Source organism: Micromonospora sp. WMMA2032, from assembly GCF_002688545.1.
GTDB lineage: Bacteria > Actinomycetota > Actinomycetes > Mycobacteriales > Micromonosporaceae > Micromonospora > Micromonospora sediminicola.
The window spans coordinates 748,464-761,220 of record NZ_CP024052.1; the positions used below are offsets into that span (position 1 = coordinate 748,464).

The window sequence follows — 12,757 nt, forward strand, 5'->3', positions numbered from 1 at the left end:
GGCCGGGCCCCCGGCGGGTAGCCACGCTGCCGCCGACGGGAGGACCGACCATGGCCGAACCGGAGTTCTACGCGCGGGTGTCCGCCCGCGCGGGTGTGTCGGAGGAGTCCGCGCGGGCGCTGACCGAGGCGACGCTGCGCACACTCGCCGAGCGGATCAGCGGCGGCGAGGCCGCCGACCTGAGCGAGCACGTGGCACACGAGCTGCGCCCGCTGCTGGCCCGGGCGCGGGTCGAGGACCCGCAGGCCTTCGGGTACGACGAGTTCCTGCGCCGGATCGCCGAGCGGGCCGGCGCGACCCCGGCCGACGCCGAGCGCGGCGCGCGTGCGGTGCTGCAGGCGCTGCACCGGGTGGTCGGACCCGCGGAGTTCAACCGGGCGATGGCCCAGCTGCCCCGGGAGATCGGCGAACTGGCCCAGCCCGCCCCACGGATGTAAGGAAGGGGCCCCGCTCAACGTCTCCGGTAGAGGCGGGGCCCCCTCTTAACGCACCTGCCCGGGCATCAGCCGGCCAGGTGCAGGAACGACCACTGGTGGCCGTCGGGATCCCGGAAGCCGCGCATGGAGAGGTGCCCGAGGTCCTGGACCGGCCCGAGCGCGGTGCCACCCGCGGCGACCGCGCGTTCGACCAGCGCGTCGACCTGCTCGGGCCGGTCCACGCCGAGGCCCACGATCACCTCCCGGGCGGCCGCGGTGTCGCAGACGTCGGCGCCGGCGAACGCGGCGAAGGCGTCGGGGAGGTGCAGGACCAGGTGCGTGGTCGCGCCGAAGCTGAGCTGCGCGCTCGGCGCGCCCGGTGGCCGGGGCGCCGCGACGAAGCCGAGGGCGGTGAAGAAGGCCACCGCGGCGTCGAGGTCGCGCACCGGAAGGTTGACGAACGTCGCACCGGTCATCGGGCCGCCTCCCGCTCCAGCAGCGCCTTCAGCGCGCCCAACCGGTCCCGCCAGTACGCCCTGAACCGTTCCGCCTCGCCGGCGTCGGCCAGCTTCTCGTGCAGCACCGCCACCCGCGCCTTCGACGCGCCGACCGCGGTCAGGCCGACCACGATCCGGCTCGGGCCATCCGCCCAGTCCGCCCGGAACGTCTTCGGCGCCGTCGCGGTGCGCACCCGCACCTCGACGTCGGGCAGCCAGCGCCGGCGGGTCGCCTCGTCGGCGAACGCGTGGAACAGCGTCTGCACCGGCACGGCGACGGTCCGGCTGCCGCCGGCCTCGAATCCGCCGCCCCGCCGCTGACCCGGTGCGCGCAGGCCGCGCGCCTGCTCGTAGCCGACGGTGACGGTCTGCGCCCACCAGCCCGGCACCCCGTGCGTGTCGACCAGCCACCGGGCGGTCTCGGTGTGGGTCCGCTCGACCGCGCCCCACGCGTCGAGCCGGTCGAACCAGCCGGCCCAGTCCCGCCCGGTCCGCTCGCGCAGCAGCGCGTCGGAGATCCGGTCCTGTTGGGTCCGTCCCCCGGCCAGGGCCACCGACGGGGTGGGGGCGGGTTCGGCCTTGGCGAGCATCTGCCGGCGGGCGGTGGTGTAGCTCTCGCCGGTCTTGTCCATCCGGGTGCGTACCCGGGACTTGAAGGACTTCTGACGGGTCATCGCGCGCTCCCTGTCACGACCCGGTCGGGAACCCACGCTTCCGGCGACCGTGCCGTGCGCTGCCGCGCGGTGGTCAGGTGTCGCGTCCCGAGGGCTCGAAGCCCCCTTTGCCTCCGCGTGCCGGTGGCGTGGGCACCGGATCGGAGGTGGGGCGCGGGACCGCGCCGTGCCCCAGTCTAAGCCGGATCCTGCTGCCGGGGGAGGCCGGCGCGCCGGCCCGCCTCATTCCGGCAGCGCGTCGAGGTAGACCCAGCGGCCGTCCTCCCGGGCGAAGCGGCTGTGCTCGGCGAGCGTCCCGGCCCGGCCGCCCTCGGTGTAGTGGGCCCGGAAACGGACCGTCCCGGTGCTGTCGAACAGACCGCCCTGTGCGGTCTGCAGCACCTCCAGGCGGGTCCACCGGGTGCCCGGCTCCAGCTCCAGCCGGGCCGGCCGGGTGCGCGAGTGCCAGCTGTGCCGCAGGTAGTCGGCGTCGCCGCGGGCGAACGCGCTGAACCGCGAGCGCATCAGCGCCTCCGCGGTGGCCGCCGTCGCGACGCCCCGGTGGACCGGCGCGCAGCAGTCCTCGTACGGCCGGCCCGACCCGCACGGGCAGGCCGTGTTCTGCTTCCCCATCCGACGATTCTCGCCCGCCGCCCGGCCGCGCCCGCGACGGGTCCCGCCAGGCGCCGCCATCCGTGCGCGGGGCAGCGCCGGCGGGGAAGCCGCACTACTCTCCGAGGACCATGAGCGCGAGCCCGACGCGGTGCGACCTCGACCCGGCACGGGTCCGCCGTTACCTGACCGCCTCGCTCGGGCCGGCCGGCGAGGTGGTCGACTGCGGTCCGTTGAGCGGTGGCGGCTTCGCCGCGGTGTGGTGGGTGCGCCTGGCCGACGGCCGTGACGTGGTGCTCAAGGTCGGGCCACCGCCGCACGTGCCGCTGCTGCGCTACGAGGCGGACATGATCGGCGCGGAGGCGCGCTACCTGCGCCTGGTGGCCGCTCGCGCGCCCGCGGTGCCGGTGCCGGCGCTGCTGCACCACGGCCGCCACCCCGAGCTGGGCGACTGGCTGCTCACCGCGCGGCTGCCCGGCCGTACCCTGTGGGACCTGACCCGGGCCGGCGCGGACGTCGGGCCGCTGCGCGCCGAGTTCGGCCGGGCGCTGGCCGCGCTGCACGCCGTCACCGGCGACCGGTACGGCTACGACGGCGGCCGCGCCACCGCCCCCACCTGGCGGGGCGCCTACACCGCGATGGTGGACGACCTGCTCGCCGACGCGGCCGACTGGGCGGTGCCGCTGCCGGTGCCCGCGTCCCGGATCCGCGCGCTGGTCGCCCGGCACACGGCCGTCCTCGACGTGGTGCGCCGCCCGGCGCTGCTGCACTTCGACGGCTGGGCCGGCAACGTGCTGGCGGTGGACGGGCCGGACGGCACGCCCCGGCTCAGCGGCCTGGTCGACGGCGAGCGGCACCTGTGCGGCGACCCGCTGCTGGACCTGGTGTCGCCGTTGCTGTTCCGCCGGGCCGAGGACGAGCCGGACGACCCGCTGGTCCGGGCCTACCGGGCGGCCGCGCCGTTCGCGCTGGACGAGGGCGCGCGGCGACGCCTCGGGCTCTACCGGCTGCACCTCTACCTGCTGATGACGGTGGAGATGCCCAGCCGGGGCATCACCGCGGAGTCCGACCCGGGCCGGGTGGCGCTGCTGGCCGAGCTGCTCGACGCGGAGCTGGCCGACCTGGCCGGGCCGGTCAGAGCCAGCCGGAGCGGCGGAACAACCGGTGCAGCGTCACCGCCGCCGTCGCCATGAGCAGCAGCGCGCCGGCGTAGCCGTACCGCCAGTGCAGCTCGGGCATGTGCGCGAAGTTCATCCCGTAGACGCCGGCCACCGCGGTCTGCGAGGCGGCGATCGCCGCCCACGACGCGATCTTGCGCATGTCGTGGTTCTGCTCCACCGCGAGCTGCGCCAGCCGCGACTGGACCAGCGACGTGAGCAGTTCGTCGTACGCGCCGATCCGCTCGACCGCCCGGCCCAGCCCGTCGGACACGGCGGTGAACCGGTGGCGCAGCGCGGGCGGCGGGCCGCCGTCGGGGGAGTCCTGCAGCGCGCGCAGCGCCGCCGGCAGCGGCAGCACCGCCCGCTTGAACTCCACCACCTCGCGCTTGAGCTGGTAGAGGTGCTGGATGTCGGCGCCGCGCTCACGGGCGAACACGCTCTCCTCCACCCGCTCCAGGTCCCGTTCCAGGTGCTCGGCGACCTCCAGGTAGAGGTCGACCATCCGGGCGCAGACCGCGTACGCCACCGCCCACGGCCCCTCGGCCAGCACCTCCGGGCGGCGTTGCACCTCCTCGCGTACGGGCGCGAGCGCGCCGGTGGCGCCGTGCCGGACGGTCACCGCGAACCGGTCACCGACGAACACCAGCACGTCCCCGGTGTCCACCACCTCGGAGGTGGCGGTCAGCTCGGTGTGCTCGACGTAGCCGGCGCTGCGCAGCACCAGCAGCGTCACGTCGCCGTAGCGCCGCAGGGTCGGCCGGTGCCCGTCGGCGAGCGCCTGCTCCACCGCCGGCTCGTCCAGCCCGAACGTCCGCCCGACCGCTGCCATCACCGCCGCGCCCGGCTCGTGCAGCCCGAGCCAGACGAAGGTACGCCGGCCGTGGCTGGCCCGGGCGTACGCGTCGGCGTAGTGCGGCCGGCCCGGTTCCCGCCGCCCGCCGACGTAGACCGCGCAGTCGACCACCGCGTCCGGGTTGGCCCGCCGAGGCCGGCGCGCGCTGGTCGGGTCGACGCGCCCGAGCAGCCGTCCGACCACGCCGGGCAGCCGTGGCCGCCACCGGATCCGGTCCACCCCACACCTCCGCCGCCCGGGAAACCGACGGCCTACCGTACGGCCCGCGGCGCGGCGGCGGTGTCCGGCCCGCGTCAGCGGACGGCGGTGGCGAAGACGACGATGTTGTCGGGATAGTTGCCGGTACGCGGGTCGAAGCGCCCGCCGCAGGTGATCAGGCGCAGCCGGGACGCCGCGCCGCCGCCGTACACCCGCTCGGTGGGGAACCGCTGCTTCGGGTACGCCCCGACACCGTCCACCGTGAACACGGCGGTGCGACCGTCGGCGCGGACCACCCGGACGGTGTCGCCGGGGCGCAGCCGGCCGAGGTCGAAGAAGACCGCCGGGCCGTGCTGCGAGTCGACGTGCCCGACCAGCACGGCGTTGCCGGACTCGCCGGGCGCGGGGCCGGGTGGTACCAGCCGGCCACCTCCGGGCGCTCCAGCGGCGGCACCTCCAGCGCGCCGTCGTCGTCGGTGGCGACCGGGACGATGTCGGCGTCCACCCCGATGCGGGGGATGACCACCCGCACCGGCGTCGACCGGGGGAGCGCCGGGCCGGCCGCGCCCGGGCGTTCGGTGGTCGGCGCGGCGGAGGCGCCGGGTTGGGGCGGTGACGCCGAGGTGCTGCCGAGACCGGCCGAGACCAGCCCGGCGCCGGTGGCGCCGGCGAGGGTGACGGCGGTGACGACGGCGACGGTGCGGACCCGTGACGGGCCGCCCGTCCGGCGCTCTGACGAGGACAGATCCCACCTCCGTGCGACGTGGACGGGGCGCCCGCGCCGGCCGTGCCGGCGCGGGCGCCCCGTTCGACGATGCCGCGGCGAGCCGTCAGGCGGTGGCGCCCGCCCGGCGCCGGCGACGGAACACCACGTACGCCCCGCCGGCGAGCGCGCCGGCGGCCAGCGCGCCGCCCGCGACCAGGACGCCGGTGTCGCCGTCCCGGCCGCCGGCGCCGGCCTGCGCGCCACCGATCGGGGTGACGGTGAACGTGGCGCTGCCGCCGTCGCTGCCGTCGCCACAGGTCGAGGCGACCGTGTACGTGCCGAGCGTGAAGCCGGCGGTGAACAGCTCGGCGCTCAGCCCGCCACCCGCGGCCGCCGTGGTGGACCGGACGTTCTGGTCCCGGTCGGGCCCGGTGACCCGGAAGATCGCGTCACCGGCGTTCGGGTTGCACGTCGTGGTGAGCACGACGGTGCCACCGACCGGGGTGGTGGCGGGTGAGACTCTGGTGTCCGCCAGCGCGGCGGCCGGGAGCAGCAGTGCGCCGAGGCCCACGCCGACCGCCGCCGGTCCGAGAAATGACTGTGCCTTCATCCGCGTCTTCCCTCACTTTTCGTCCGCTGTCTGCGTGGGACGTCGTTCGGGTGGCCAACTCCGTGACTAGCACCGGTGTGGCCAACACTAGGAGGGTTGCGGCGGTCACTGGGGGTAATTGAGAAATCTTCGTTGCCGTCCGGTGTCCACCCTCCCGCCTCTCCGACGAGGACGGCCCGCACCTGCGTACGGCGTGCCCGTTCGTCACCGTCCGTCCGTTCCCGCCGGCTTCGGCGGAGTTCGTCGGCGGGGTCAGGTCGGGCCGTGCGAGGTCATCGCGGCGACAAACAGAGCCCTCGCCCGGTCCCGCCGGCGCCTCGCCAGCAGCGCGAAGCACACCGTGAGCACGACGAGATCGGGGTGCCGCCCGATCAGGTCGACGTCGACCGGCGCGCCCGCACGGGTCGAGGTGCGGGCGGCGACCCGGCCGCCGGGACGGGTCAGGACGCCCTCGTACCGCCGGAAGCCGCGCGGCGTGCTCCACCCGGCCGGTGCGTCCGTGCCGGCCCACCGGGCCAGTGGCGGCTCCAGGACGAGTACCGGCGCGTCCGGTGGCCCGGCGGTGATCCGGAGCTGCCGCCGGCCCAGCGCCCGCAACGACCAGGTGCCCTCGGCGGTGGTCGCGTCGGCGCAGACCAGGCCCCGACCGGCGCGCAGCGTGCCGCGCGGTGTGCCCGCCGTGGTCAGCGTCCAGAGTCGACGTCCGGTGCGGTGCAGTGTCATGTCGCTCATGTCGTCCCCCGTGGTCGTGTGCGTGCGGCTCACCCGGCCGGCGGTTCCGGCCGGACCAGTCCGGTGTCGTAGGCGAGGACCACCGCCTGGATCCGGTCCCGCAGGCCGAGCTTGGTGAGGATCGCGGAGACGTGGGTCTTCACCGTGGCGGTGCTCAGGTGCAGCCGGGCGGCGATCTCCGCGTTGGACAGCGCCCGGGCGGTCAGCGTGAGCACCTCCACCTCACGGGCGGTCAACGCCGCGAGCGCGCGGTCGGCGGTGGGCGCCGGGCCGGGCAGCCGGCCGGCGAACCGGTCCAGCAGCCGCCGCGTCACGGTCGGCGCCAGCAGGGCGTCGCCCCGGGCCACCACCCGTACCGCCTCGGCCAGGTCGGCCGGTCGGGTGTCCTTGAGCAGGAAGGCGCTGGCCCCGGCGCGCAGCGCGGCGTAGACGTGTTCGTCGACGTCGAACGTGGTGAGCATGACGACCCGGGCGGGACTGCCGGCGGCCACCAGCTCCCGGGTGGCGGCGATGCCGTCCTGGCGGGGCATCCGCACGTCCATCAGCACCACGTCCGGGCGGGTACGGGTCGCCACCGTGACCGCCTCGACGCCGTCCGCGGCCTCACCGACCACGGTCAGGTCCGGCCGGGCGTCGAGGACCATCCGTAACCCGGCGCGGATCAGCTCCTGGTCGTCGGCCACCACCACGCGGATGCGCGCCTGCCCTCCGTCCGGCTCGCTCATCGGCCACCTTCCGTTCGCGACTGCGGGGCTCGCAACACCGGCTCACTCCTCGCGCTCACCGGCCACCTTCCGTTCGCGACTGCGGGGCTCGCAACACCGGCTCACTCCTCGCGCTCACCGGGCCGCCCCCACCGGCAGCTGCGCCCGTACCCGGAAGCCGCCGGCGGGCAGCGGGCCGGCGTCGAGCGTGCCGCCGAGCAGCCGGGCCCGCTCCCGCATGCCGACGATGCCGCGCCCCTCGCTCGTCCCGGATCGGCGGGCCGGCGCCGAGCCGTCGTTGACCACCTCCAGGCGGAGCACACCGCCGTCGTACCGGACGTCGACGTCGGCGTGGGTGGCGTGCCCGTGCCGCAGCGCGTTGGTCAGCGACTCCTGCACGATCCGGTACGCCGACAGCTGCACCCCGCCGGGCAGCGCCTCGCCGTTTCCCTCGCGGCGCAACGTCACCGGCAGGCCCACCGCCCGCACGGCGTCGACGAGCGCGTCGAGCTGGGCCAGCCCCGGCTGCGGCGCGTCCGGATCGGACCCCTCGTCGGCGGTCAGCGCGTGCAGCATGGCCCGCAGCTCGGTCAGCGCCGACCGGGCCGCCACGTGGATCGACCCGAGCGCCGCGCGGGCCTGCTCCGGCTGCTGGTCGAAGACGTCCTCGGCGGCGACGGCCTGCACCGCGATCACCGCCACGTGGTGGGCCACCACGTCGTGCAGCTCCCGGGAGATCCGTTCCCGCTCGACCGCGCGTACCTGCCGCTCCCACGCGCAGCGGCGCTGCTCCCGGGCGCGCATCAGCTCGCCGACCGCCCAGCTGAGCCCCAGCGCGGTGACGGCGAGCAGCATGTCCCGCCAGCCACCGGTGACCAGCTTCCAGGGCGTGGGCGCCACCAGCAGCGCGAGGGCCACGAGGGAGAACCGGGGCGGGCGCAGCCGGGCGACGTAGGACAGCGGCGCCGCCACCAACCCGAGCCAGCCGAGCTGCGGGCAGAGCGCCTCCAGGCCGACGCCGGCCAGCGCGGCGACCGCAAGGGCGTACCCGGGTCGGCGCCGGATCCACAGCAGACAGCTGGCCTGCAGCGCGGCGAGGCCGACCGCGACGGCGGTCCCGCCCGCCGTGGTCGGGCCGGCGTCGGACGTCAGCAGCACGAGCAGGGACACGCCGAAGCAGGCGGCGGCGATGCCGCCGTCGAGCAGCAGCAGGAACCGTGGCCGGGAAGACGCACACCTCATGACCCGGATGCTAGGCCGCCGGCCGGCCGGCCCTCATCGGCCGCGAGACGGAGATCCCGGCCGTCAGTGGTCCCCGGGACGGAGACCGGAACCGGTCGCCGGCGCGATCCGCCCGACCCGTCGCCGGCCCTAGCGTCGTCGCAGTCGATCCCACCGAACCGGAGGTACGCGCCGATGGAGACCACGATTCCGAGCACCGCCGTCCGCCCGGCCCGCCGCCGCGACCGGCTGCTCACCGTGCTCGCCGCCACCGCCGCCACGCTGCTCGGCTGGGCGGTCGCGGTGCCGCTCGCCGGGGTGGAGCTGACCGCGCGTGGTGGTGGCGGCGCCGCGCAGCGGGTCACGCCGGTGGCCGTCGCCGTCAGCACGCTGCTCGCCGGGCTGGCCGGTTGGGCGTTGCTGGCCCTGCTGGAGCGGCTCACCGCCCGGGCCCGGCCGGTCTGGACGGTGGTCGCCGTGCTGGTGCTGGCGCTGTCGCTGCTCGGGCCGGTGGGCGCGGGCGTCGGGTCGGCGGCGACGGTCACGCTGGTGTCCCTGCACCTGGTGGCCGCCGCCGTGCTGGTGCCCGGGCTGCGGCGTACCGCCGGCCGTTGACCGGCCGGGCCCGGGACCGCCGCGACGGGGGCGGGCGGCTCCGGGCCCGGGCCGCGCGGGTCAGCCGGCCGCGACCGGCTCCGGCAGCGGCTCGCCGGTCTCCAGCAGGCTCTTGAGGCTGGCCAGCAGTTCCGGCCAGCCTCCGCTGCCGTCGAGTTGTCCGCTGATCGCCCGGTACATCTCGCTGTCCGGCGAGAAGTCGTCGTGGATCACGGTCAGCCGGACGGTCCCGCCCTGCGGCACGAGGTCGAACGTGACCGTGGACCGGCGCTCGCCGAGCCGGGCGGCCAGTTCCTCGTCGGACCACCCGAAGTGCGCGGCGTGCTCGGGCTGGAAGCCGTGCCAGGTGTACGCGAGCCGTCGGTACGGTTCGGCGACGAGCACCCGCTGACCGAGGTCGCGCGGCTCGGCGTCCGGCGTGTCCTGCCAGAGCAGCGGCGAGCCGGCCCGCCAGTCGGAGACGAGCGTGACGCCGCCCCAGTAGCGGCGGGTGAACGCGGGCTCGGTCAGGGCCTGCCAGAGCCGCTCGGGCGTGGTCCGGACGTAGGTGGTGTAGACGAACGTGGGGCTCTCCATGGGCTGCCGCTCCAATGCTGTCCGCAGGTCGGCGAGGGCGCGGGCGCGCTCCCGGTGGTAGCGGCCGATCCAGCGGTCGGCCACCGCGTTGATGGGGGCGGCGTCGAGGTGGTGCAGCTTCTCCCGCCCCCGCCTGATGGTGGTGACCAGGCCGGCGGCCTCCAGCACCGCGAGGTGCTTGCTCACCGACTGCCGGCTCATGTCCAGCCCGGCGCACAGCTCGCGCAGGCTCTGGCCGTTGCGGGCGTTCAGGCGGTCGAGCAGCCGTCGCCGGCTGGGGTCGGCCAGCGCCCGGAAAACGTCGTCCACCCGTCACTCCACTCACCGGGAAAAGGCAACCCCAGGGTTGCTCATGCGGAGCATATGCATCCCGACGGCTGCCTGTCCACCCGAAACTAGCCTCCTAGGATGCTTGAGGGGGAGTGAGGCCGACGACGATTTCCACGCCGCGGATGTCGAGAACGGGTGGCCGGCTCCGTCCCCCGGGTGAACGCGGTCAGAATGGCCGCACCCGATCCGAGGAGAGTCACCATGGCGAAGTACCTGCTGCTGAAGCACTACCGCGGCGGTCCGACCCCGGTCGTCGACATGCCGCAGTTCGACCGGTGGACGCCGGAGGAGTTCTCGGCGCACGTGCAGTACATGAAGGACTTCGCGGCCCGGCTGGAGGAGTCCGGCGAGTTCGTCGACTCCGAGGCGCTCGCCCCGGAGGGCACGTTCGTGCGCTACGACGGCGAGGGGCGCCCGCCGGTCACCGACGGCCCGTTCGCCGAGACGAAGGACCTGATCGCCGGCTGGATGGTGATCGACGTGGACAGCTACGAGCGGGCCCTCGAACTCGCCGCCGAGCTGTCGGCCGCGCCGGGACAGGGCGGCCGGCCCATCCACGAGTGGCTGGAGATCCGGCCGTTCATGACCGCGCCGCCCACCATCACGGAGTGACCGCTCCGATGGACGAGGTTCTGCTCCGGAACCTCACCCCGGTCGTCCTCGGGGTCCTCGTCCGCCGCGGGGTCGACTTCGCGGCGGCCGAGGACGCCGTGCAGGACGCGCTGGTCGAGGCGTGGCGCGTCTGGCCGGCCGACCCGCCGCGCGACCCGAGGGCGTGGCTGGTCACCGTGGCCTGGCGCCGGTTCCTCGACACCGCCCGCGCCGACGCCGCCCGGCGTCGACGGGAGGACGTGGTGGACGAGGAACCGCCGCCGGGCCCGGTGTCCGGCGTGGACGACACACTGCAGCTCTACTTCCTCTGCGCCCACCCGTCGCTGACGCCGTCGGCGGCGGTCGCGCTCACGTTGCGCGCCGTCGGCGGTCTCACCACCCGCCAGATCGCCCGGGCGTACCTGGTGCCGGAGGCGACCATGGCGCAGCGGATCAGCCGGGCCAAGCGCACCGTCGCCGGCGTACGGTTCGACCAGCCCGGTGACGTCGCCACCGTGCTGCGCGTGCTCTACCTGGTCTTCAACGAGGGCTACTCCGGCGACGTCGACCTGGCCGCCGAGGCGATCCGGCTGACCCGGCAGCTCGCCGCCGCCGTCGACCACCCGGAGGTGGCCGGGCTGCTCGCGCTGATGCTGCTGCACCACGCACGCCGGGCCAGCCGGACCGCGCCCGACGGCAGCCTGGTGCCGCTGGCCGAGCAGGACCGCCGCCGCTGGGACACCGGCCTGATCACCGAGGGGGTGGCGATCCTGCAGACCGCCCTGTCCCGCGACCGGCTGGGCGAGTTCCAGGCCCAGGCCGCCGTCGCGGCCCTGCACGCCGACGCGCCCACCGCGGCGGAGACCGACTGGGTGCAGATCGTCGAGTGGTACGACGAACTGGTCCGCCTCACCGACAGTCCGGTCGTCCGGCTGAACCGGGCGGTGGCGGTCGGCGAGGCGGACGGCCCGCGGGCCGGGCTGGCCGCGCTCGCCGCGCTCGACGACACGGTGCCCCGGCACACCGCGGTCGCCGCGTACCTGCACGAACGCGACGGCGACCGGTCCACGGCCGCGCGGCTCTACGCCGAGGCGGCCCGCAAGGCCCTCAACCTGGCCGAACGCGACCACCTGACCCGCCAGGCCGCCCGCCTCAACACGACCCCGCCCCCGACCCCGCCCTCGTGACCGACGGGCCGGGGTAACCGGGGTGCGGGCAGCGGGGTGGGTCGGGCACCCTGGGCGGATGGGACCGGGGTCGCGGGGGAGCGGCGGGCTCGTGCGGGAGACGCTGCCGATCGGGCTCGGCGTGTCGCTGACGGCGGCCGCACCGGCCAGTCCGGGGCTGCGGGTGGAGGCGGCCGGGGGCGGTCGGCTCCTCATCCGGCAGGCGGAGCGGATCGTCCTGCTCGCCCGCCAGGGCGCGCGCCACCACGGCGTGCGCTACGCCCGAACCGGTGACTACCGCTCGCCGCTGCCGCCGATCACCGCCGCTGCCGCGAGACGGGTCCAGGAGGCCAGCCCGGACGCCGCCGCGCGGGCGATGCGCTGGACGCATCGGTTCGCCGACTGGCTGGGCGCGGCCGACCAGGACGGGCCGTTGCACCGGGGCCGATGGACGCTCGCCGCCGGCATGCCCGGCTGGAGCGTCGCCACCCACTGGGACCGGCTCACCCGGGTCGACCCGGATCGCGGACACGTCACGTGGTTCGGTTACGGCGACCCCGACGACGACGTGCGGGACGTGCTCCCGATGCGCCGGCTGGCGCCGGCCGGCCACGGTCGGGTACGCGCCTGGCGGCGGCAGGCCCGCGCCGGTGTGCTTCCGCCCGTGCTGCTGTGGTGGGTGAGCGGGTTGCAGACCCTGGTGCTGCTCGACGGCCACGACCGGACGGTCGCCGCACTGGCCGAGGGCGGCCCGCCCGACGTCCTGGTGCTCGCGCCGACAGACCAGGGTGCCGACCGGATGCGTCACGAGATCGACGGCTACGTGCGGCGGATGCGCCACCTGGAGGCGGCCGACGTCCCGGCGGCCCGACTCGCCGTCGAGTCCCGAGGGCTCGCCGAGGGGGCGGCCGAGGCGGTCCGCGCCGAGGGCCGGACCACCGCGTGGCCGGTGCGCGGGGGATCGCGGGAGTGGGAGCGGCTCGCCGTCCGTCTCGCGCCCGGCTGGGACACCGGGAGCCGTCCGTGAGCAGCGCCCCGGGGAGCGGGCCGACATGGTGCTGGACCTGACCGATCCGCTGGCCCCGGCGGTGCTGGCCTGGCGGCGGTAATCCGCTCG

The 12,757-nt window shown here is 76.0% G+C and carries 15 protein-coding genes and 1 pseudogene; 6 read left to right on the forward strand and 10 right to left on the reverse strand.

Annotated features, from left to right (window positions below):
- Window positions 1-50 precede the first annotated feature (50 nt).
- Complete coding sequence (locus tag CO540_RS03410) at window positions 51-437, forward strand: DUF2267 domain-containing protein (protein ID WP_099160866.1); 387 nt, start codon at window positions 51-53, stop codon at window positions 435-437.
- Window positions 438-502: 65 nt separating this feature from the next.
- On the opposite strand, the gene CO540_RS03415 is transcribed toward CO540_RS03410, so the two are convergent.
- From CO540_RS03415 to CO540_RS03425, 3 genes are all read right to left on the reverse strand, one after another.
- On the reverse strand, window positions 503-892 hold the full coding sequence (locus tag CO540_RS03415) for a VOC family protein (RefSeq protein ID WP_099160867.1): 390 nt from the start codon (window positions 890-892) through the stop codon (window positions 503-505).
- Window positions 889-1,587 carry a hypothetical protein gene (locus tag CO540_RS03420; protein ID WP_253866417.1) on the reverse strand — a complete coding sequence of 233 codons (699 nt, stop codon included), beginning with the start codon at window positions 1,585-1,587 and terminating at the stop codon, window positions 889-891. Before CO540_RS03420 ends, CO540_RS03415 begins: the two co-directional genes overlap by 4 nt.
- A gap of 222 nt (window positions 1,588-1,809) precedes the next feature.
- A complete protein-coding gene (locus CO540_RS03425) occupies window positions 1,810-2,199 on the reverse strand; it encodes a YchJ family protein (RefSeq protein ID WP_099160868.1) in 390 nt (129 codons plus the stop codon).
- 110 nt (window positions 2,200-2,309) lie between these two features.
- Here CO540_RS03425 and CO540_RS03430 point away from each other — a divergent pair, with 110 nt between their 5' ends.
- A complete protein-coding gene (locus CO540_RS03430) occupies window positions 2,310-3,371 on the forward strand; it encodes an aminoglycoside phosphotransferase family protein (RefSeq protein WP_099160869.1) in 1,062 nt (353 codons plus the stop codon).
- On the opposite strand, the gene CO540_RS03435 is transcribed toward CO540_RS03430, so the two are convergent.
- From CO540_RS03435 to CO540_RS03460, 6 genes and pseudogenes are all read right to left on the reverse strand, one after another.
- Window positions 3,313-4,410: a magnesium and cobalt transport protein CorA gene (locus CO540_RS03435; RefSeq protein WP_099160870.1), complete on the reverse strand. Its 1,098-nt coding sequence runs from the start codon at window positions 4,408-4,410 to the stop codon at window positions 3,313-3,315. The two genes, CO540_RS03430 and CO540_RS03435, sit on opposite strands and share 59 nt — an antisense overlap.
- A 74-nt stretch (window positions 4,411-4,484) precedes the next feature.
- Window positions 4,485-5,134 (reverse strand): annotated as a pseudogene (locus tag CO540_RS03440) (class F sortase).
- Window positions 5,135-5,219: 85 nt separating this feature from the next.
- Window positions 5,220-5,705, reverse strand: a complete 486-nt coding sequence (locus CO540_RS03445) for a hypothetical protein (RefSeq protein WP_091574324.1) — start codon at window positions 5,703-5,705, stop codon at window positions 5,220-5,222.
- A 252-nt stretch (window positions 5,706-5,957) separates the two neighbouring features.
- Window positions 5,958-6,437 carry a hypothetical protein gene (locus CO540_RS03450; protein ID WP_157779048.1) on the reverse strand — a complete coding sequence of 160 codons (480 nt, stop codon included), beginning with the start codon at window positions 6,435-6,437 and terminating at the stop codon, window positions 5,958-5,960.
- 29 nt (window positions 6,438-6,466) lie between these two features.
- Window positions 6,467-7,162, reverse strand: coding sequence for a response regulator transcription factor (locus tag CO540_RS03455; RefSeq protein WP_099160872.1), 696 nt, complete (start codon window positions 7,160-7,162; stop codon window positions 6,467-6,469).
- 114 nt (window positions 7,163-7,276) lie between these two features.
- On the reverse strand, window positions 7,277-8,383 hold the full coding sequence (locus tag CO540_RS03460; RefSeq protein ID WP_099160873.1) for a sensor histidine kinase: 1,107 nt from the start codon (window positions 8,381-8,383) through the stop codon (window positions 7,277-7,279).
- A 174-nt stretch (window positions 8,384-8,557) separates the two neighbouring features.
- On the opposite strand from CO540_RS03460, the gene CO540_RS03465 reads away from it, so the two are divergent.
- Window positions 8,558-8,977 (forward strand): DUF6069 family protein, encoded by a 420-nt coding sequence (locus CO540_RS03465; protein ID WP_099160874.1) that lies wholly within the window; start codon window positions 8,558-8,560, stop codon window positions 8,975-8,977.
- 60 nt (window positions 8,978-9,037) lie between these two features.
- Here the strand turns inward: CO540_RS03465 and CO540_RS03470 are convergent, their stop codons facing one another.
- Complete coding sequence (locus CO540_RS03470) at window positions 9,038-9,862, reverse strand: metalloregulator ArsR/SmtB family transcription factor (RefSeq protein WP_099160875.1); 825 nt, start codon at window positions 9,860-9,862, stop codon at window positions 9,038-9,040.
- A gap of 222 nt (window positions 9,863-10,084) precedes the next feature.
- Between CO540_RS03470 and CO540_RS03475 the strand changes: the two genes are divergently transcribed.
- Genes CO540_RS03475 through CO540_RS03485 form a run of 3 tightly spaced genes read left to right on the forward strand, consistent with a single transcriptional unit; the run spans window position 10,085 to window position 12,667 of the window.
- The gene (locus CO540_RS03475; RefSeq protein ID WP_099160876.1) at window positions 10,085-10,495 is read left to right on the forward strand and encodes a YciI family protein; all 411 of its coding nucleotides are present in this window, start codon (window positions 10,085-10,087) and stop codon (window positions 10,493-10,495) included.
- An 8-nt stretch (window positions 10,496-10,503) separates the two neighbouring features.
- Complete coding sequence (locus CO540_RS03480; protein ID WP_099160877.1) at window positions 10,504-11,661, forward strand: RNA polymerase sigma factor; 1,158 nt, start codon at window positions 10,504-10,506, stop codon at window positions 11,659-11,661.
- Window positions 11,662-11,719: 58 nt separating this feature from the next.
- Window positions 11,720-12,667, forward strand: a complete 948-nt coding sequence (locus tag CO540_RS03485; protein WP_157779049.1) for a hypothetical protein — start codon at window positions 11,720-11,722, stop codon at window positions 12,665-12,667.
- The last annotated feature ends 90 nt before the right edge of the window (window positions 12,668-12,757 follow it).